This window comes from Streptomyces sp. NPDC110618 (assembly GCF_055657065.1).
Genome location: NZ_JBVKBN010000005.1, coordinates 48194 through 67245, shown reverse-complemented (window position 1 = coordinate 67245; position 19052 = coordinate 48194). Strand labels below are relative to the sequence as shown.

Sequence of the window (19052 nt, the reverse complement as noted above, 5' to 3'; positions counted from 1 at the left end):
CTGCGGGCGCACTCGTACCCCCCTTGTGGGTTAGCTCACAACAGACCTCAATGACATTCTTTGTCCCCTCTCACAGCGGGACGGGACAGGAGGTGACCAGTACCGTCGTAGCCATGACGACATCTGCACCGGTACCCGCGGGTTCCCACGGCTCGATAGCCGACGGCGGTACGGTCACCGACCGTCTTGTCGAGGCGAACGCGCAGTACGCCGCCGCGTTCTCCGATCCGGGCATGGACGCCCGTCCGGTCCTGCATGTCGCCGTGGTGGCCTGCATGGACGCCCGGCTCGACCTGCACGCCGCGCTCGGCCTGGAGCTCGGCGACTGTCACACCATCCGCAACGCGGGCGGAGTGGTCACGGACGACGTGATCCGCTCCCTGACCATCAGCCAGCGCGCGCTCGGCACCCGCAGCGTGGTGCTGATCCACCACACCGGCTGCGGCCTGGAGTCCCTCACCGAGGAGTTCCGGCACGATCTGGAGATGGAGGTCGGCCAGCGCCCGGCCTGGGCCGTGGAGGCCTTCCGGGACGTCGACCAGGACGTGCGCCAGTCCATGCAGCGCGTGCGGACCTCCCCGTTCCTGCTGCACACCGACGATGTGCGAGGCTTCGTCTTCGATGTGCGCACCGGTCTGCTGCGCGAGATCGACCCCGCCTGAACCCCTGCGGAAGCTGTCGTTCCGCTGTTGATTTCCAGCTACGGACCGCCCAAAAGGCAGTAAAGCTGGACATAACTCCGGCACTTGTCCACAGGCGAGTGACACGAATCGGTAACGGCAGCAAGAATGCCCGTGTGGCGTCGCGCGGAACTTTTCCCGTGTGGTGTCCGTGTTTCGGGGTGGGCCGGTCCGCATCGCAGAGCGTCGGCCCGGAAAGAACGGGCCGAGGAGGGCCGGGTGACGACCTATGACGATCGAGCGAGCCTCACTGATCTGACCGCCACCGTGGAGCGTGTCCGCAGTTCGGTGGAGGGAGTGATCGAGGGCAAGCCCGAGGTCGTACGGCTTTCGCTGACCGTACTGCTCGCCGAGGGGCATCTTCTGATCGAGGATGTGCCCGGCGTGGGCAAGACAATGCTGGCCAAGGCACTGGCACGGTCCATCGACGGCTCGGTGCGGCGTATTCAGTTCACGCCCGACCTGCTGCCCTCGGACATCACCGGGGTGTCCATCTGGGACCAGCAGCGCCGGGACTTCGAGTTCAAACCGGGCGCGATCTTCGCGCAGATCGTGATCGGCGACGAGATCAACCGCGCCTCGCCCAAGACCCAGTCCGCGCTGCTGGAGTCCATGGAGGAGCGGCAGGTCACCATCGACGGGCACACCTACGAGCTGCCCAGCCCCTTCATGGTGGTGGCCACCCAGAACCCGGTCGAGATGGAGGGCACCTACCCGTTGCCCGAGGCCCAGCGCGACCGCTTCATGGCCCGTGTCTCGATCGGCTACCCCAGCGCGGAGGCCGAGCTGCAGATGCTCGACATCCACGGCGGGGTGAACCCGCTGGACGACCTCCAGCCGGTGGCCCACACCCACGAGATCGTGAAGCTGATCGACGCCGTCCGCGGCGTCCACGTCGCCGAACCGGTCCGGCGCTACGCGGTGGACCTGGTCGCGGCCACGCGTACCCACCCCGACCTCAGACTCGGCGCCTCCCCGCGCGCGACGCTGCACCTGCTGCGCGCGGCGAAGGCGTCCGCCGCGCTGAGCGGCCGGGAGTACGCCCTGCCGGACGATGTGCAGGCGCTCGCCGTGGCCGTCCTGGCCCACCGGCTGCTGCCCACCGCCCAGGCCCAGCTCAACCGCCGTACGTCGGAACAGGTCGTGCAGGAGATCCTGCAGCGCACCCCGGTGCCCGCCGCGCCCCAGCAAGGCGGCCTGGCCGGCCTCCGCGGCGCCGCCCCGGCCTACCCGCAGCAGCCGCCGCGGAGGCTGTGATGAGCACTGGGGGGACAGGACCGTCGCAGCCCGACCGGGGTGAACCGGGCGGAATGCGCACCGCGCTGTCGGGGCTGACCACCCGCGGCCGGTCCTTCCTGGCCGCCGGAGTGGCCGCCGCGATCTGCGCGTACGTCCTCGGCCAGAGCGACCTGCTCCGGGTCGGCCTGCTGCTCGCGGTGCTGCCCCTGGTCTGCGCGACCGTGCTCTACCGCACCCGCTACCGGGTGGCCGGCAGCCGCCGGCTCTCCCCCGCGCGGGTGCCCGCCGGCAGCGAGGCCCGGGTCCATCTGCGGATGGACAACGTCTCGCGGCTGCCCACCGGCCTGCTGATGCTCCAGGACCGGGTGCCCTACGTCCTCGGCCCGCGCCCCCGCTTCGTGCTGGACCGGGTGGAGGCGGGCGGCCGCCGCGAGGTCTCCTACCGGGTCCGCTCCGACCTGCGCGGCCGCTATCCGCTGGGGCCGCTCCAGCTGCGCCTGAGCGACCCCTTCGGCATGTGCGAGCTGACCCGCTCCTTCTCCACGTACGACACCCTCACGGTGATCCCGCGCGTGGAGGCACTGCCCCCGGTCCGCCTGAGCGGCGAGGCCAAGGGGTACGGCGACGGACGGCAGCGCTCGCTGGCGCTGGCCGGCGAGGACGACGTCATCCCGCGCGGCTACCGCTACGGCGACGACCTGCGCCGGGTGCACTGGCGCTCCACCGCCCGCTACGGCGAGCTGATGGTGCGCCGCGAGGAGCAGCCGCAGCGCGCCCGCTGCACGGTGCTGCTGGACACCCGGGACCTGGCCTTCGAGGGCGCGGGCCCCGATTCCGCCTTCGAGTGGGCGGTCTCCGGTGCCGCCTCGGTGCTGGTGCACATGCTGGAGCGGGGCTTCTCGGTGCGGCTGCTGACCGACACCGGCAACTCGGTGCCCGGTGAGGGCGCCGACGGGTTCGCGGGCGCCAACCAGGAGTCGGCGGACGCGGCCGGGCTGATGATGGACACCCTCGCCGTGATCGAGCACTCCGACGGCACCGGCCTGTCCCGGGCCTACGACGTGCTGCGCGGCGGGAACGAGGGGCTGCTGGTGGCGTTCTTCGGCGATCTGGACGAGGAGCAGGCCACGGTGGCCGCCCGGATGCGGCAGCGCAGCGGCGGCGCGCTCGCCTTCCTGCTGGACAGTGAGACCTGGGCACGCGAGCCCGCCGACGGGGCCGGCCCCTCGGAGGCCGCCGAGGAGCGGCTGCGGATGCTGCGCGAGGCGGGCTGGACGGTGGTGAGCGTGCCGCGCGGTGCCTCACTGGAAGAGCTGTGGCGGCAGGCGGACCGGGAACGCAACGGCGTCGTCGCCGCGAGCGGCGGGGAGGTCTCGGCATGAGCGGGCGGGCTCGACTGGCGGTGTGCGCCGCCGTGGCCACCCTGGCCGCGGCCTGCGCCCTGCTGCCCCTGGTCGACAAGGCCACCTGGATCTTCCAGGCGCTGTTCATCCTCACCGTGCAGACCGGCGTCGGCATGGCGGCCCGCCGGGTGCCGCTGGCCCGCTCGCTGACCGTGTTCGCGCAGGCCCTGGTCACCTTGCTGCTGCTGACCTTGGCGTTCGCCCGGGAGCAGGCGCTGTTCGGGCTGCTGCCGGGTCCGGAGGCCATCACGCGCTTCGCCGACCTGCTCCAGGCGGGCTCGGACGACGTCTCCCGGTACGCGATCCCGGCACCGCTGACCGACGGCATCCGGCTGATGCTGGTCGGCGGGGTGCTGGTCATCGGCCTGGCGGTGGACGTCCTCGCGGTGACCTTCCGCAGCGCCGCCCCGGCCGGGCTGCCGCTGCTGGCGCTGTACTCGGTCGCCGCGGGCCTGTCCGACGGCGGTGCCGACTGGCTGTGGTTCCTGGTGGCGGCGGCCGGCTATCTGATGCTGCTGCTGGCCGAGGGCCGGGACCGGCTCTCGCAGTGGGGCCGGATCTTCGCCGGTGCCCCGCGCGCTCCGGGCGCCGAGCCGGGCGCGGTGGCGCCGGTGCGCACCGGGCGGCGGATCGGCGTGGTCGCCCTGGGTATCGCCCTGGTGGTGCCGCTCGGGCTGCCCGCGATGAACGGCGGCCTGCTGGACGCCGCGGGCACCGGGGTGGGCAACGGTTCGGGCGGCGGCGGGACGATCTCCGCGGTGAACCCGCTCGTCTCCCTGCGCGACAGCCTGAACGTGGACGAGGACCGCGAGGTCCTCACCCTGCGCACCACCTCGGAGAACATCTCCGACATGTACCTGCGGATCGTGTCCCTGGACGACTTCGACGGCACCACCTGGAAGCCGTCCAAGCGCAACATCACCGCGGTGCCGGACGACGACTTCCCCACGCCGATCGGGCTGAGCCCGGACATCAAGCGCGCGGAGGTCGCCACCCGGATCTCGGCGGCGAACTGGTACGCCCAGGACTGGCTGCCGATGCCCTACCCGCCCAGCGGTGTGGACGTCGAGGGCAACTGGCGCTATGAACCGCTCGGTATGACCCTGGTCGGCGACCACGGCCAGAACACCCGCGGTCTGACCTACACCGTGCGCAGCCTCGACGTGCAGCCCACGGCGGATCAGCTGGCCTCGGCTCCGGAGCCGCCGGCGGCCATCAAGCGGGAGTTCACCAAGCTGCCCAAGTCGCTGCCGGACGTGGTCGCGCAGACCGCGCGCGAGGTGACCGAGGGTGCGAAGAACCCGTACGAGCAGGCGGTGAAGATCCAGGAGTACTTCACGCTCACCGGCGGCTTCGAGTACGACACCCAGGTGGACGTCGGCAGCGGCTCCAAGGCGATCGCCCGGTTCCTGGAGGACAAGCGGGGCTTCTGCGTCCACTACTCCTTCTCGATGGCGGCGATGGCCCGCTCACTGGGCATCCCGGCACGGGTGGCGGTCGGCTTCGCGCCGGGCACCCCGCAGGGCGACGAGTCGGTGTCGGTGGGCCTGAAGGACGCGCACGCCTGGCCGGAGCTGTACTTCGAGGGCGTCGGCTGGACCCGCTTCGAGCCGACCCCGTCCCGCGGCACGGTCCCCGAGTACACACAGCCGGACCCGTCCGGCAGCACCCTGCCGGACGTGGCGCGGCCGACCCAGTCGGCCAGCGCGGCGCCGAGCACCGAGCCGTCGGAGAGCGAGAGCTGCGCGGCGGGCCGGCCGGAGCTGTGCGCCAGCGAGTCGCCCGAGGCCGCGCTGGTCACGAGCGACGACGGTCCGAAGTGGTGGGCGCTGCTGGCCTGGTCGCTGGCCGGGGCGGCGGCGCTGTTGATCCCGCTGTCACCGATGCTGTGGCGGCTGCGGACCAGGGCGGCGCGCCTCGGGGCGCACGGACGCGGCGAGGACGACGCGGCACCGCACATCCTGGCGGTGTGGCAGGAGCTCACCGACACGGCGTGGGACTTCGGGATCGCGCCGGAGGAGTCGCAGACCCCGCGCAAGGCGGCGGCCCGGATCGTCCGGCTCGGGCATCTCGATCCGGAGGCGGCGGCCGCGGTGCACCGGGTGGCGGACGCGGTGGAGCAGGTGCTGTACGCGCCCCGGCCGCGACCGGCCGCGGGACTCGCTCAGGACGTCCGCCAGGTCGTGGCCGCCCTGCGGGGCAGCCTCAGCCGCTCGACCCGGCTGCGAGCGCTGTTCATGCCGCGCTCGACCGTTCGTGTGGTGTGGGCGGCGTCGGACCGGTGGCGCGGGTTCACCGCGCGGCTCGCCGCGGTGCGGCCGACGTGGCGCAAGCCGTCGGGGCAGCGGGGCTGACGGCCGCTGGGCTGGTGGGGGCGCCCTGGTCCCGGGGCGCCCCGGATCCGGCGGGGGCGAGCGTTGCCGGCGCCGTCGCGGCGGATCCGTTCGACGGCGGCGACTGTCGGATTCGGGTCACCGACGGGCGGGTGTTCCGACGTCCCCGCGGCCCGTTTCCGCCAGTCACCGGCTCGGCCGGATGCGCCGATCACCGTCGGTGTGTCCGCCCGGCCGCGCCGGCGTCACCTGCGTGAAGGCATGCGTGAGGGGGCGACCACCCGACGGTGGTCGCCCCCTCACCGATGTCCAGGAGCTGAGGCTCTCAGTGGCCCTGTTCGTCGCGGCGCCGCTGCCAGCGCTGCTCGATCCGGTCCATCATGGAGCGCTTGGTCCGACCCTGACGGCCGGTCTGATGACCGCCCGCGGGCTGTTCACCCGGCTTGGGAGCCTTGCGCCAGCCGGTCACGGCGAGTACCGCGCAACCCAGCATGACGAGGAATCCCACCACGCTGAGCCAGACCTGCTTGGCGACCATTCCAGCCATGAGGAGCGCGATACCCACGAGGAAGCCGGCGACTGCCTGGTACACCCTGCGCCGGGTGTACGTGCGCAGCCCGCTTCCTTCAAGCGCTGTCGCGAACTTGGGATCTTCGGCGTACAGCGCTCGCTCCATCTGCTCGAGCATGCGCTGCTCGTGCTCCGAGAGCGGCACGGAGTCCTCCTCATCGTGCAGTCGCCGGGGCGACCCGGGGGTCCCTTCAGGATAGGCAGGGAATCGCCCCCGTGAAACCCGCCCCTCTACGCCAATTGGCCAACCGGGATCCGTCATGGACGTCCCGGCCCGCTGAGATCTGCATTCCCCAGCAGCCGACCCGTCATGCCGGGCGGTCTCCCTCGATCATACGGCTCTGAGCGCTCGATCGGGGGGCCTGTGGCGTACTCCATGTGCCGCCCAGTCCCTGATCAGCGGTGCGCCCCGGGGGCAACTCAGGCCCCGGCGCTCCCCCGGGACTCACCGAGCACATGGAGCTGCGTGGCCACGGAGTGGAAGGCGGGCAGCTCCGCCGCCGCCTCCTCCAGCTTGAGCAGCGCCTCCAGGGCGCCGGGCTCGGTGTCCACCAGGACGCCGGGCACGAGGTCGGCGAAGACGCGCACGCCGTGCACGGCGGCGACGCTCAGGCCCGCGCCCTCGACCAGCGAGGTGAGCTGCTCGGTGGTGAAGCGGTGCGGTACGGGGTCGCCCTCGCCCCAGCGGCCGTTCGGGTCCTCCAGAGCCTGCTTGGCCTCCTTGAAGTGCCCGGCGAGGGCACGGGAGAGCACGGCGCCGCCGAGTCCGGCGGCGAGCAGGCTGAGCACGCCCTCGGGGCGCAGGGCGGCCACGGCGTTGCGGACGCCCTCGGCGGGGTCGTCGACGTACTCCAGGACGCCGTGGCACAGCACCGCGTCGTAGCCGCCGCGCTCGACCACGTCGAACAGGCCGTGGGCGTCGCCCTGGACGCCCTGGACGCGGTCGGCGACGCCGGCCTCGGCGGCGCGGCGCTCCAGGGCGAACAGGGCGTTGGGGCTGGGGTCGACCACGGTGACCCGGTGGCCGAGGCGGGCCACCTGTACGGCGAACTTGCCGCTGCCGCCGCCCGCGTCGAGGACGTCCAGCGTCTCCCGGCCGGTGGCCTTGACCTGGCGGTCGAGGGCGTCCTTGAGGACCTCCCAGACCACGGCGGTCCGCAGCGACGCGCGGGGTCCGAAGGGGTCGGAACGCAGCGACGCCGGTTGCGGGTGCTGGTGGGCGACGGGCGGGCGCATCGGATCCGACACGGCTGTTGACTCCTCGGCGCGGCACCGCCTCAGGTGCGGCGGAGCGAACGGGGTGCCGTCCGGCCCGGAGTACCGGAGCGGGACGGCTTCAGGCTGGTCCCACCCTATTGCCTCCGGCGCCGGTCCAGGTCACCGCATGGCCCCCGGCGCCCGTTGACCTCCCGCCCCTCTCCGGGTCACGGCGGTGCCCCTCAGCCCGCGTCCGGGAAGTCCTGGCCCGGTGGCCGCTCCTCCGGCCGGTCGGTGTCCTGGCGGGGCTGGGGCAGTACGGGCTGGAGGACGAGCATCCTCTCGACCAGGCGCAGGAACATCGCGACGTCGCGGATCAGGTCGTCGGCGTCCCGGCGACTGGCCGCGCCCTGGATACCGGCCTCGGCCCGGGCGCGGCGGCGGGCCCCGGAGGCGAACAGCGCGCTCCACTCGGTCAGCTCGGGCGCTATCTCGGGGAGCACTTCCCAGGCGCTCCTGATCCGGGCCCGGCGTCGGGGGTTGGGCTCTGGGCGGCCGCGTGCGGCGAGGACGGCGGCGGCGGTGCGCAGGGCGGCGAGGTGGGCGGTGGCATAGCGCTCGTTGGGGGTTTCCAGGACGGCGGCCTCGTCGAGTCCGGCGCGGGCCTGGGCGAGCAGGTCGAGGGCGGCGGGCGGGGCCGTGGTCCGGCGCAGCACGGGGTGCACGTCGCTCGCCGGGCCGGTCAGTGAGGGGGCAGGGCCGGTGGCGCGGCGCCGGCGTGCGGCGGCTGCGTGGTAGCTGGCCATGACGAACCTCCTGTCGTCTGTGTGACGGCACGGGTGCCGTATGTGCCCATCGTGAGGTATGCCACTGACAATCCGTTCTGACCTGCGGTTTTGCGTCGATCGGCAGTTCGGGCTAGTTTTTGTACTGACCAGTCAGTTCAAAACTTCGCACCATCAGCTGCACCAGCCGGCTGCACAACCAGGGGAATGGGGGGAGCCGTGACGGCCGATGTCGGCATCGCGGCCCGGGGGCTCGGTCTCGAAGGGCCCCGCGGATGGGCGTTCCGCGGGGTCTCCTTCGAGGCGGACCCGGGATCACTGATCGCGGTGGAGGGGCCGTCCGGTACCGGGCGCACCTGTCTGCTGCTCGCGCTCACCGGACGGATGAAGGCCACCGAGGGCACCGCCCGGGTGGGCGGGGCCACGCTGCCCAAGCAGCTCGGGGCGGCACGGCGGTTCAGCGCCCTCGCCCACGTGCCCGGGGTCACCGATCTCGACCCCGCCCTCACCGTCGCCGAGCACCTGTACGAGCGGGCCCTGCTCCAGCGGCGGTTCGGCGGCTCCCTGCGCGGGCTGCTGCGCCCGCGGGCGGAGCGGGCGACGGAGACCCGGCTGCGGATCCGGCGGGCGCTGGACGCGGCCGGGCTCGACCCGGCGGCGCTGCCAAAGGGCTCGCGCACCGCCGTACGGGATCTGGAGCGGGTGGAGGCGCTGCGGCTGTCCGTGGCGCTGGCGCTGATCGGCGAGCCGGGGCTGCTCGGCGTCGACGACACCGACCTGAAGCTCTCCGACGCCGAACGCGAGGAGGTCTGGGCGCTGCTGCGGTCCCTCGCCGACGGGGGGACGACGGTCGTGGCGGTGTGCAGCGAGGCACCGGAGGGGGCGGTGCGCGTGTCGACGGTGGCTCAGGACGAGCCGGCCGAGGACGAACCCGAGTCCCCCGACACCGACACCGACGAAACCCCCAAGGAGGTGCCCGCCGATGCGATCGCCGAGGCTGGCCGCGCTTGAGATCCGGCGGTTCGGGCGGGGGAAGCTGCCGCGGGCCGCGCTGGTGGCGCTGCTCGTGCTGCCCCTGCTGTACGGCGCCCTGTACCTGTGGTCGTTCTGGGACCCGTACAGCAGGCTGGACCGCATCCCCGTGGCGCTGGTCAACGACGACCGGGGTGCGCGGGCCGACGGCAAGCGGATCACGGCCGGCGACGACATCGTCGAGGGGCTGCGCGACAGCGAGGTCTTCGACTGGCACGAGGTCAGCGCCGAGGAAGCACGCGCGGGCGTGGAGGACGGCCGCTACTACCTGTCGCTGACCATGCCGGGCGACTTCAGCGAGCGGATCGCGTCCAGTTCGGGCGACTCCCCCGAGACCGGCGCGCTCCAGGTCCGCACCAACGACGCCAACAACTACATCGTCGGGCAGATCTCCCGGACGGTGTTCGGCGAGGTGCGCGACGCGGCGTCGACGAAGGCGTCCCGTTCCTTCCTGGACCGGATCTTCATCTCCTTCTCCGACATCCACGGGGCGACCGTGGAGGCCGCCAAGGGTGCCGACAAGCTGGAGACCGGCATCGGGAAGGCGGAGAAGGGCTCGCGGGACCTCGCCGACGGGCTGAAGGACGCCAAGGCGGGCAGCGGCAAGCTGGCCAAGGGCGTGACGAAGCTGCACAAGGGCGCGGGCGACCTGGAGGAGGGCTCCGCGGACGTCGCCGAGGCCACGCAGAAGCTCGCCGACAAGGTCAACGGCACCGCCGAGAAGATCGGTCCCTTCATCAAGGGCAACGAGAAGGCGATCGGCGCCACCGCGCAGGCGGTCGCCGACGTCTCCGGGAAGGTCCGCGACAACCTCGACGCCCTGGTGGAGCGCGCCCCCACCGCCGCCAAGGACGCCCGCGAGTCCGCCGCCGACCTCAGCGGCGTGCACCGAACGCGCTGCGAGGACGCCGTCGTCCCCGACACCGCCTGCGCCGACCTGAAGACGGCCAAGGACGCCGCCGAGGCCGTCTCCGGTGTCGCCGCCGACGTCGACACGCTGGTCTCCGACCACGCGGAGGACCTGAAGAAGCTCGACGGCCACCTGGCCACCCTTGAGAAGCAGGCCCAGGCCCTCGCCGACCGCGCGCCGAACCTCTCCGAGGACCTCGACGACGCCGTCACCAAGATCAACAAGCTGAACGAGGGCGCCGGCAAGGTCGCGGCCGGGGCGAAGAAGCTGCACAAGGGGCTGGGCACCGCCGACACCGGCGCCACCGACCTGGACAAGGGCGTCGGCGACCTCAAGGCCGGCGCCAAGGGCCTCAAGGCGGGCCTGTACAAGCTCGTCGACGGCTCCGGGGAGCTGTCCGACGGACTGCACGACGGCGCGGAGCAGATCCCCGACTACGGCAAGCGGGACCGTGACGAGCGCACCGAGGTGATGTCCGACCCGGTCCGGCTGGTCGCCGAGGACCTGCACAAGGCGCCGAACTACGGCACCGGCTTCGCCCCGTACTTCATCCCGCTGTCGCTGTGGGTGGGCTCGATGGTGGCGTACATGCTGATCGCGCCGATGAACCGGCGTGCGCTGGCGGCGGGCGCCTCGGCGTGGCGGATCGCGCTGGCGGGCTGGCTGCCCGTGGTGGCGATCGGGGTGCTCCAGACCGTGGCGCTGATGTCGGTGCTGCACTGGGCGGTCGGGCTGCAGATGGCCCGCGCGGCCGGGACGGTGGGCTTCCTGTTCCTGGTGACGGCGTGCTTCGCGTCCCTGATCCAGTGGCTCAACGCCCGCTTCGGGGCGGCCGGGCGGATCCTGGTGCTGGCCCTGCTGATGCTCCAGCTGACGTCCGCGGGCGGCACCTACCCGGTGCAGACCAGTCCCGGGTTCTTCAACGCGCTGCACCCGTTCCTGCCGATGAGCTACGTCGTGGAGGCCCTCAGGCGGCTGATCACCGGCGGCGGACTGGAACCGGTCTGGCACGCGTGCGTGGTGCTCGTCGCCTTCACCGCGGGCGCCCTGGCGCTGACGGCGCTGTCGGCACGCCGCCGGCAGGTGTGGACGCTCGACCGGCTGCACCCGGAGCTGAGCCTGTGACGGCGCGCGGGACAATCATGGCCATGGAAAGCAGCAGCGCCGCACCGGGCGGCAGCACCCGCCGTGAGGCCACCCGGCAGAAACTCTACGAGGCCGCCGTCACGCTCATCGCCGAGCAGGGCTTCTCCGCCACCACCGTGGACGAGATCGCCGAGCGCGCCGGAGTCGCGAAGGGCACGGTCTACTACAACTTCGCGAGCAAGTCGGTCCTCTTCGAGGAGCTGCTGCGGCACGGCGTGGGTCTGCTCGCCGCGTCCCTGAAGGACGCGGCCGAGCGCACCGAGCGGGAGGGCGGCAGCAAGGTCGACGCCCTGGACGCGATGATCCGCGCGGGGCTCGGCTTCATCGCCGCCTACCCGGCCTTCACCCAGCTGTACGTGGCCGAGCTGTGGCGCACCAACCGGGCCTGGCAGTCCACGCTGATGGTGGTCCGGCAGCAGGTCGTGGCGATCGTGGAGGGCGTCCTGCGCGACGGCGTGGCGAACGGGGAGTTCAGCGAGGAGATCGACATCCAGCTGACCGCCGCAGCGCTGGTCGGCATGGTCCTGGTCGCCGCCCTGGACTGGCAGTCCTTCCAGCCCGAGCGCTCCCTGGACGACGTCCACGCGGCGCTGTCCCGGCTGCTCCAGGGCAGGGTGAGCGGGCGGGGCTGACGCCCCACGGCATGCTGACGCCCCACGGCATACGGAAAGCGCCGGTCCCGTACGGCCATGTCCCCCAACATGGCCGCCGGGATCCGGCGCTTCCGCCGTACTCCCCCGTTCCCCCGTTGGTCCCCCGTCCGGTCGTTTCCCCCGGGTTCCCCGTGTCTCGCTTCCGCCGACGCGCGGCCGGCGGAAGGAGCGGATCAGGGCGGCTCCGTTCCGGCGCCCCGTGTCGCCGGTGCCGGAGCCGGTCCCCTTCTCCGTGTCTCCACTCTCTCGTCCGCGCAGGTCGGCCCCCATCCGCGCGCGTACTCATCTCAACGACTAGGTACGCGTACTCAGTCCTGCGCGCTCAGACCCACTCCCCGCCTCCGCCGCGGTGACTGTCAGTGGCGGCGGATAAAGTCCCTGGCATGGCACGGATTGCGGTGATCGGCGCCGGGATGGGCGCGATGGCGGCCGCTGCCCGGCTGGCCGTCGCGGGCCACCGGGTGGCGGTGTACGAGCGTACGGAGACCTACGGCGGGGCGGTGCGCCGCCTGGAGCGGGACGGTTTCCGCTTCGACACCGGTCCCGGGCTGCTGACCTTGCCCGCCGTGTGGCGCGATCTGTTCCTGAAGACCGGCAAGGAGGCCCTGGAGGACCGCGTCGACCTGGTCCAGGTCGACCCGTCCTCGCGGCATGTCTTCGCGGACGGCACCGAGGTGGCGCTGCCGAACGCCTCCCGCGCGGGGGTGGTCGCCGCCCTGGACGGGGCGCTCGGCGCGGGCGCGGGCGCGCGCTGGGGCGATGTGCTGGTACGGGCCCGGGAGGCCTGGGACCGCGGCCGCAGACCTCTCCTGGAGGAGCCGCTGTGGCCCAACTGGGACGTGCTGGCCTCCCGCGAGCCGTACCCGGCGGTGCCGCACAAGCGCCTGCTGCGCACCCGCCGCGCCACCACCCTCGCCGAGGTCGGCGCATGGGAGCTGCGCGACCCCCGCCTCGCCGCCCTGCTGGAGAGCCACGCGCTCGCGCACGGCCTGGACCCGGCGGCGGCCCCGGCCAACGCGGCGGTGCTGCCGTACATGGAGCACGCCTTCGGCACCTGGTACGTGCGCGGCGGCATCCGGGAGCTGGCCCGCGCGGTGCACGAGCGGTGTCTGGCCCGCAAGGTCGAGTTCCACTTCGGCGCCGAGGTGACGGGTGTGCTGGAGAAGGACGGCCGGGCCGCGGGACTTGAGCTGGCGGACGGCACCGTCGTGGAGGCCGACCTGGTGGTGGGCTGCGGGCCGTGGCGGCTGCGCGGGCTGGTGCCGGGCCGGGAGCTGTACGGCGCCGAGGACGTCCGGCCCCGCCCCGAGGCGCCCGCCCGGGGCCGGGTGGCGGTCTGCCTGGCGCTGCGCGGGGCACGGGTGGCGGATGCCGCGCACCGGACGGTGGTGCACACCCCGGACCGTGAGGGCGAGCTGGACGCCCTGCGCCGGGGCGAGCCGGCCGCGTCGCCGACGGTCCTGGTGGACCGCCCGGACGATCCGGCGCTGCGGCCCGACGAGGAGCACGAGTCGGTGGTGCTGACCGCGACGGCGCCGCCGCAGGGGGCCTACGACTGGACGGCGCCCGGTGCCGCCGACGCTTTCGCGGACCGCATGGTGGAGGCCGCCGAGCGGGCGGTACCGGACCTGCGCGCGCGGACGCTGTGGCGCGAGGTGCGCACCCCCGTGCACACCCGCGCGGAGACCGGCGCCGAGGGCGGCGGGGTACCCGCGCCCGCGCTGGCCGCGGCCGAGGGGGCGTACCTGCTCCCGGCCAACAGCACGCGCGTACCGGGGCTGTTCACGGTCGGCGGCTGGTCGCACCCCGGGGGCGGACTCCCCCACGCGGGCATGTCGGGGGCGCTGGTGGCCGGGCTGATCGTGGAGGGGCCGGACTTCCGCGGGTCGCAGTGAGCGCCGCGCGGGTCCCGGCGGCGACCTGAAGATCGCTCAGAAGCGGTACTGCTCGTCGTACCCGCCGCCCTGCTGACCCTGCTGGCCGCCCTGGTACGGGTACTGCTGCTCCGGCGGGAGTTCGCCGCCGTAGGAGTCGTCGCTGCGCTGCTGCGGGACCCACACCCCGCCGGCCGGGGTCGACTCGCCGGTGTAGGTGCCGGTGACGTACTGGTCCTGCGCGTAGCCCTGGCCGTACTGCTGGCCGTAGCCATTGGTGTCGTAGGAGCCGCCGCCGTAGGTCTGGGTGCCGATGTACGGGTCCGAGTAGGCGGCGTACTGCTGCTGGCCGGTGGTGTCGTAGCCGTACTGCTGCTGGTCGTACCCGGTGTAGCCGTCGTAGCCGTAGCCCTGGTCCGTGCCCTGGGAGGCGGTCGCGTACTGGTCCTGGGGCTGGGCGGCGGCGTAGGAGTCGGAGCCGTAGACGCCGTAGGAGCCGGTGTCGTCGGGCAGGGGCTGCGGCTCGTAGACGGCGGTGGTCTCGGCGGCCGAGGCCTGCGCCGGGCGGGAGGGGGTGAAGACGTCGTCGCGGTCGTAGGTGTCGTCGCCGTAGCCCGCGTTGTCGCCGCGGTACCCGGACTCGTCGCCGTAGCGGCTCTCGCCCGCTTCGAGGTCGGAGACCTCCAGGGTCGGCTCCTGACGGCCGAACCTGTCACGGTCGCGCTTGGAGCCGCCGAGCCCGGGGGCGTTCACCGCCCAGCCGGCCGCGAAGCCGCGCCGGAAGGAGAGGGTGACGTAGGTCTGGCCGACCGCGAAGGCGGCGGCACCGAGCCCGATGACGACCACGGAGGGCATCAGCACTCCGAGCACCACGCCCAGGAAGCCGACGAAGGCGAGCAGCCGCCAGCGCAGGCGCGCCTTGTACTGCAGCAGCACCTCGCCCAGCAGCCACAGCGCGACGATGCCGAACGCGATGTAGAGGACCGTCCAGCCCATGTACGCCCCTCTCCCAGTGGCCGTTACGCATAGTGTCGTACAGCGGTACGGCCGGTCTAGACCCGCGGGGGATGGTGCAGGCCCAGGTTCTCGTAGATCTCCAGTGTCGCCGTGGAGTTGTTGAGCGTGATGAAGTGCAGACCCGGCACTCCCTCGGCCAGCAGCCGCGCGCAGAACTCCGTGGCGAATTCGATTCCAATGGAGCGTACAGCGGCCGGATCGTCTTTTGCTGTGAGGATCCGCTCTTTCAGGGCCGCCGGGAAGGCGGCGTTGGTGAGCGAGGGGATCCGCTCCAGCGTCCGCACACTGGCGATCGGCATGATCTCGGGAATGATCGGGGTGTCGCAGCCGGCCGCGTCGACCCGGTCGCGCAGCCGCAGGTAGTCCTCCGGCTGGAAGAACATCTGTGTGATCGCGTAGTCGGCGCCCGCGCGGCACTTGTCGACGAAGTGGCGCACGTCCGATTCCCACTCCGTGGAGCGGGGGTGCATGGCCGGGAAGGCGGCGACGCCCACGCAGAAGTCACCGGAGTTCTTGATCAGCTCGACCAGTTCGGCGGCGTAGGTCAGGCCCTGGGGGTGCGGAATCCACTCGCCCATCGGGTCGCCGGGCGGGTCGCCGCGCAGCGCGAGCATGTTGCGGATACCGGCGTCCGCATACTGACCGATGATGTTCCGCAGATCGGCCACCGAGTGGTCGACGGCGGTCAGGTGGGCGATCGGGGTGAGCGTGGTGTCGGAGGCGATGGCCTCGGTCGCCTTGACGGTGCCGGCCCGCGTGGTGCCGCCCGCGCCGTAGGTCACGGAGACGAAGTCGGGGGCCACGGCCTCGACCCTGCGCAGCGCGTTCCACAGGTTGCGCTCACCCTTGGGGGTCTTGGGCGCGTAGAACTCGAACGAGTACGTCGTCTTGCCGGTCGCGAGCATCTCGCGCACGGTACGAGCGTGGTCCGACCTGGTGGATGCGGTGCCTAGGGCCATACCCGCAGGTTAGCCAGGGGTTGCGGGTCCCCCAACCGGATCCCGGATATTTGCCCGATTTGCCGGTTTCTTGTCCAGTCCGTGGACAAAACGCGGACACTCGGCGGCCGACGGGCCCTCGGCTACGCCTCCCGCAGCCGCTTGGCGAACTCCGCCGCCGCGGCGCCCGGGTCGTCCGCCTGCGTGATCGCCCGGACGACGACCACCCGGCGGGCACCCGCCGCGAGCACCTCGTCGAGGTTGCCGAGGTCGATGCCGCCGATGGCGAACCAGGGGCGGTCGGTGCCCAGGGCGGCGGTGTGCCGGACCAGGCCGAGGCCCGGGGCGTGGCGGCCCGGCTTGGTCGGGGTGGGCCAGCAGGGGCCGGTGCAGAAGTAGTCCACGCCCTCCTGGACGGCGGCGGCCTCCGCCTCGGACTCCGCGTGCGTGGAGCGGCCGATGAGCACGTCGTCGCCGAGGATCGCCCGGGCGGCCGGGACCGGCAGGTCGCCCTGGCCGAGGTGGAGCACGGCGGCGCCCGCGGCGTGCGCGACGTCCGCGCGGTCGTTGACCGCGAGCAGCTTGCCGTGCCGGGCGCAGGCGTCCGCGAAGACCTCCAGGTGCTCCAGTTCCTCGGCGGCCTCCATGCCCTTGTCGCGCAGTTGCACGATGTCGACCCCGCCCGCGAGGGCCGCGTCCAGGAACTCGGCGAGGTCGCCCTGGCGCTTGCGGGCGTCCGTGCACAGGTAGAGCCGGGCGTCGGCGAGTCGTTCGCGTGCGGTGGCAGGCATACGTGTTCCCCCGTGATCGGTGGCGCACGGGCCGCGGACGTGCCGGGGCCCGTGCGCCGGGACTGCTTCGGTCAGGCTCGGATCAGACGGCGAGCGCCTGGGCGCGGCGCTTCACCTCTGTGCCGCGATTCTCGCTCAGCGCCTGAGCCGGGGTACCGGGCAGGCTGTCGTCGGGGGTGAAGAGCCACTCCAGCATCTCTTCGTCGGTGAAGCCGTCGTCCCGCAGCAGGGTCAGGGTCCCGGACAGGCCCTTGACGACCTTGTCCCCGTCGATGAAGGCGGCGGGGACGTGCAGCGCGCGGTTCTCACCGCGGCGTACGGCGATGAGCTGGCCCTCCTTGACCAGCTGCCGCACACGCGTCACCTCGACGCCGAGCATCTCGGCGATGTCGGGGAGGGTGAGCCAGGCGGGGACGAGAGCATCGATCTTTGCGTCAATCTCGGTCACACGACAAGCCTGCCATCCCGCACTGACATCAGGAAGCCAGGCCGCTCCGGGCCGCGCCGGGACAGCCGGGGAGAGCTACGCCGACACGGCCGGGCGGCCCTGCGCCGTGGCCGCGAAGTCACCTCGTCCGGCCTGAGGGCGGGCCGAGCGGCGGCGTGGGGGTGCCCCCGCGCGTGCCGGGCGAAGCCGAGGTCCTCGGAGGCGTTCCGCCGGCCCGGTTGGGTGCCCCCGCGCGTGCCGGGCGAAGCCGGATTGGGCGAGAGGGCGTGCCGGGCATCGGGCGGCAGACGGGACTTCGCGGACCCGACCTGCGCCGTGCCCGCCGTCAGCCGTCGCGCCGGGTGCGGGTGGACGCCCGCAGGAACCGGCCTTTGCCCGCCCGGCGGCAACCGCCGCCGCGGCCGGAGCCGGCCGTCGGCCCTACGCCGTCGCCGCCTTCAGTGGCCGCGCCGGGTCCGCCAGCAGCTCCGGGTCCATGTGGACGCCCGCCTCGATCAGGCGGCGGCCCTGCGCCAGGTCGCGGGGGCGGCCCACGGCCAGGAGGGCGACCAGGCGGCCCTCCAGCAGCCAGCACACCGTCCACGCGGGGCCGGCCGGGTCGCCGCGCCACACCGTGCGGTCGGCCGCGGCGTGGTGGCCCGCGTACTGGACGAAGCGGCCGAACTGCTCGGACCAGAAGTACGGCACCGGGTCGTAGACCACCGGCCCCTCGCCCACGATGTCGGCGGCGACCGTGCGCGGGCCCTGGAGGGCGTTGTCCCAGTGGTGGACGAGCAGGCGCTCGCCGTAGCGGCCGGAGGGGAAGGAGGCGCAGTCGCCGACCGCGTACACGTCCGGCGCCGAGGTGCGCAGCCGTTCGTCGGCCACCACCTCGCCGTACGCGCCCAGCTCGATCCCGGAGCCCGCCAGCCAGCCGGTGGCCGGGCGGGCCCCGATGCCGACGACGACGGCGCCCGCGGGCAGCCGGGTGCCGTCGTCCAGGACGACGACGCCGGGCTCGACGCGGTCCACGCGCGCGTGGGTGCGCAGTTCGGCCCCGCTGTCGGCGTACCAGGCGGCCATCGGCGCCGCGACCTCGGCGGGCAGCGCGCCCGCGAGCGGCCGGTCCGCGGCCTCCACCACGGTCACCGCGCAGCCCGCCTCCCGCGCGGCGGTGGCGAACTCGGCGCCGATCCAGCCCGCCCCGACGACCACGATGTCGTGCTGCCGGGCCAGCACCGGCCGCAGCCGCTCGGCGTCGTCCAGGGTGCGCAGCAGATGCACCCCGGGGACGCCCTCGGCGCCCGGCAGCCGGATCGGTTCGGCACCGGTGGCGACGACCAGGACGTCGTACGGGACCGGGCCCGCCTCGGTGTCCAGCTCGTGGTCGGCCGGGCGCACCCCCAGCACCTCGCGGCCGAGGACGAGTTCGATGCCGAGCCCCTCGAAGTCCACGTCGAAGGCGGAGTCCTCGGCCTTGCCGAGCAGCACCGCCTTGGACAGCGGGGGCCGGTCGTAGGGCTGGTGCGGCTCGGCGCCGATCAGCGTGATCGTGCCGGTGAAGCCCTGCTCCCGCAGGGCGACCGCGGTCTGCACCCCGGCCATGCCCGCGCCGGCCACCACCACCCGCCGCCGCGACGTCGTCGTCTGCTCGCTCACCTGATCACCATAGACAACTGACAAATTGTCAGTCAGCCGTCGTGCCGCGTGACCTGCTCCACAACGCTCGTCCCGCTGCCCTCCTGGGACTCCCACTCCCAGCTCTCCTCCAGCCGCACCCGCCCGTCGGGCAGCTCCACGACCGTCGACACGCAGTGCCCCGAGGACGTGGTCCCGTCGTGCTTGAGCTGCACGTACCGGAAGTCCAGCCGGTCGCCCTCGCGCGTGCCCACCAGATACCCGCGCACGACGTCGCCGCCCGCGTAGTGGGCCCAGATCCGGCCGTCCTGCTCGTGGTAGGCGAAGCGGGTACGGGTGCCCACCTGGCCGGGTGCCTGATCGGCGACCGGGGCGAGGACGAGACCGTCGAGCGAGCGGGCCATGGTGATGAGGCTCCC

General features: G+C 73.1%; 17 protein-coding genes. 8 read left to right on the top strand and 9 right to left on the bottom strand.

The window, feature by feature from the left end; translation table 11 throughout:
- The first annotated feature begins 113 nt into the window (after positions 1 to 113).
- The 4 genes from ACZ7L7_RS11395 (at position 114) to ACZ7L7_RS11380 (ending at position 5676) form a co-directional block, all read left to right on the top strand.
- Positions 114 to 662: a beta-class carbonic anhydrase gene (locus tag ACZ7L7_RS11395; protein WP_285513122.1), complete on the top strand. Its 549-nt coding sequence runs from the start codon at positions 114 to 116 to the stop codon at positions 660 to 662.
- A gap of 237 nt (positions 663 to 899) precedes the next feature.
- Entirely contained in the window at positions 900 to 1937 is a 1038-nt protein-coding gene (locus ACZ7L7_RS11390; protein WP_472075648.1) for an AAA family ATPase, read from the top strand.
- Entirely contained in the window at positions 1937 to 3301 is a 1365-nt protein-coding gene (locus ACZ7L7_RS11385) for a DUF58 domain-containing protein (protein WP_472075646.1), read from the top strand. The genes ACZ7L7_RS11390 and ACZ7L7_RS11385 overlap by 1 nt, the downstream gene beginning before the upstream one ends.
- Positions 3298 to 5676, top strand: a complete 2379-nt coding sequence (locus tag ACZ7L7_RS11380) for a transglutaminase TgpA family protein (protein ID WP_285513119.1) — start codon at positions 3298 to 3300, stop codon at positions 5674 to 5676. Before ACZ7L7_RS11385 ends, ACZ7L7_RS11380 begins: the two co-directional genes overlap by 4 nt.
- A 304-nt stretch (positions 5677 to 5980) precedes the next feature.
- Here ACZ7L7_RS11380 and ACZ7L7_RS11375 read toward each other — a convergent pair whose 3' ends face one another.
- The 3 genes from ACZ7L7_RS11375 to ACZ7L7_RS11365 form a co-directional block, all read right to left on the bottom strand.
- The gene (locus tag ACZ7L7_RS11375) at positions 5981 to 6370 is read right to left on the bottom strand and encodes a DUF3040 domain-containing protein (RefSeq protein ID WP_453606978.1); all 390 of its coding nucleotides are present in this window, start codon (positions 6368 to 6370) and stop codon (positions 5981 to 5983) included.
- A gap of 275 nt (positions 6371 to 6645) precedes the next feature.
- Positions 6646 to 7473 (bottom strand): methyltransferase, encoded by an 828-nt coding sequence (locus ACZ7L7_RS11370; protein WP_285513118.1) that lies wholly within the window; start codon positions 7471 to 7473, stop codon positions 6646 to 6648.
- A 191-nt stretch (positions 7474 to 7664) separates the two neighbouring features.
- On the bottom strand, positions 7665 to 8228 hold the full coding sequence (locus ACZ7L7_RS11365) for an SAV_6107 family HEPN domain-containing protein (protein ID WP_285513117.1): 564 nt from the start codon (positions 8226 to 8228) through the stop codon (positions 7665 to 7667).
- Positions 8229 to 8414: 186 nt separating this feature from the next.
- Between ACZ7L7_RS11365 and ACZ7L7_RS11360 the strand changes: the two genes are divergently transcribed.
- The 4 genes from ACZ7L7_RS11360 to ACZ7L7_RS11345 all read left to right on the top strand — a co-directional run bounded on the left by ACZ7L7_RS11360 (position 8415) and on the right by ACZ7L7_RS11345 (position 13843).
- Positions 8415 to 9218: an ATP-binding cassette domain-containing protein gene (locus ACZ7L7_RS11360; RefSeq protein WP_472075643.1), complete on the top strand. Its 804-nt coding sequence runs from the start codon at positions 8415 to 8417 to the stop codon at positions 9216 to 9218.
- Positions 9190 to 11274, top strand: a complete 2085-nt coding sequence (locus ACZ7L7_RS11355) for a YhgE/Pip family protein (RefSeq protein WP_471428183.1) — start codon at positions 9190 to 9192, stop codon at positions 11272 to 11274. The genes ACZ7L7_RS11360 and ACZ7L7_RS11355 overlap by 29 nt, the downstream gene beginning before the upstream one ends.
- Before the next feature lie 23 nt (positions 11275 to 11297).
- Positions 11298 to 11927 (top strand): TetR/AcrR family transcriptional regulator, encoded by a 630-nt coding sequence (locus tag ACZ7L7_RS11350; RefSeq protein WP_285513114.1) that lies wholly within the window; start codon positions 11298 to 11300, stop codon positions 11925 to 11927.
- Positions 11928 to 12331: 404 nt separating this feature from the next.
- Positions 12332 to 13843 (top strand): phytoene desaturase family protein, encoded by a 1512-nt coding sequence (locus ACZ7L7_RS11345; RefSeq protein ID WP_472075641.1) that lies wholly within the window; start codon positions 12332 to 12334, stop codon positions 13841 to 13843.
- Positions 13844 to 13879: 36 nt separating this feature from the next.
- On the opposite strand, the gene ACZ7L7_RS11340 is transcribed toward ACZ7L7_RS11345, so the two are convergent.
- The 6 genes from ACZ7L7_RS11340 to ACZ7L7_RS11315 all read right to left on the bottom strand — a co-directional run bounded on the left by ACZ7L7_RS11340 (position 13880) and on the right by ACZ7L7_RS11315 (position 19037).
- On the bottom strand, positions 13880 to 14818 hold the full coding sequence (locus tag ACZ7L7_RS11340; protein WP_285513112.1) for an SCO2102 family sporulation regulator: 939 nt from the start codon (positions 14816 to 14818) through the stop codon (positions 13880 to 13882).
- A gap of 56 nt (positions 14819 to 14874) precedes the next feature.
- A complete protein-coding gene (gene metF, locus ACZ7L7_RS11335) occupies positions 14875 to 15798 on the bottom strand; it encodes a methylenetetrahydrofolate reductase [NAD(P)H] (protein WP_285513111.1) in 924 nt (307 codons plus the stop codon).
- 122 nt (positions 15799 to 15920) lie between these two features.
- Positions 15921 to 16568 (bottom strand): thiamine phosphate synthase, encoded by a 648-nt coding sequence (gene thiE, locus ACZ7L7_RS11330; RefSeq protein WP_285513110.1) that lies wholly within the window; start codon positions 16566 to 16568, stop codon positions 15921 to 15923.
- An 82-nt stretch (positions 16569 to 16650) separates the two neighbouring features.
- Positions 16651 to 17016: an Rv2175c family DNA-binding protein gene (locus tag ACZ7L7_RS11325; RefSeq protein ID WP_086171562.1), complete on the bottom strand. Its 366-nt coding sequence runs from the start codon at positions 17014 to 17016 to the stop codon at positions 16651 to 16653.
- Positions 17017 to 17436: 420 nt separating this feature from the next.
- Positions 17437 to 18600, bottom strand: coding sequence for an NAD(P)/FAD-dependent oxidoreductase (locus ACZ7L7_RS11320; RefSeq protein WP_472075808.1), 1164 nt, complete (start codon positions 18598 to 18600; stop codon positions 17437 to 17439).
- A gap of 86 nt (positions 18601 to 18686) precedes the next feature.
- Positions 18687 to 19037 carry an avidin-fold protein gene (locus ACZ7L7_RS11315; protein WP_472075638.1) on the bottom strand — a complete coding sequence of 117 codons (351 nt, stop codon included), beginning with the start codon at positions 19035 to 19037 and terminating at the stop codon, positions 18687 to 18689.
- Positions 19038 to 19052: the final 15 nt, after the last annotated feature.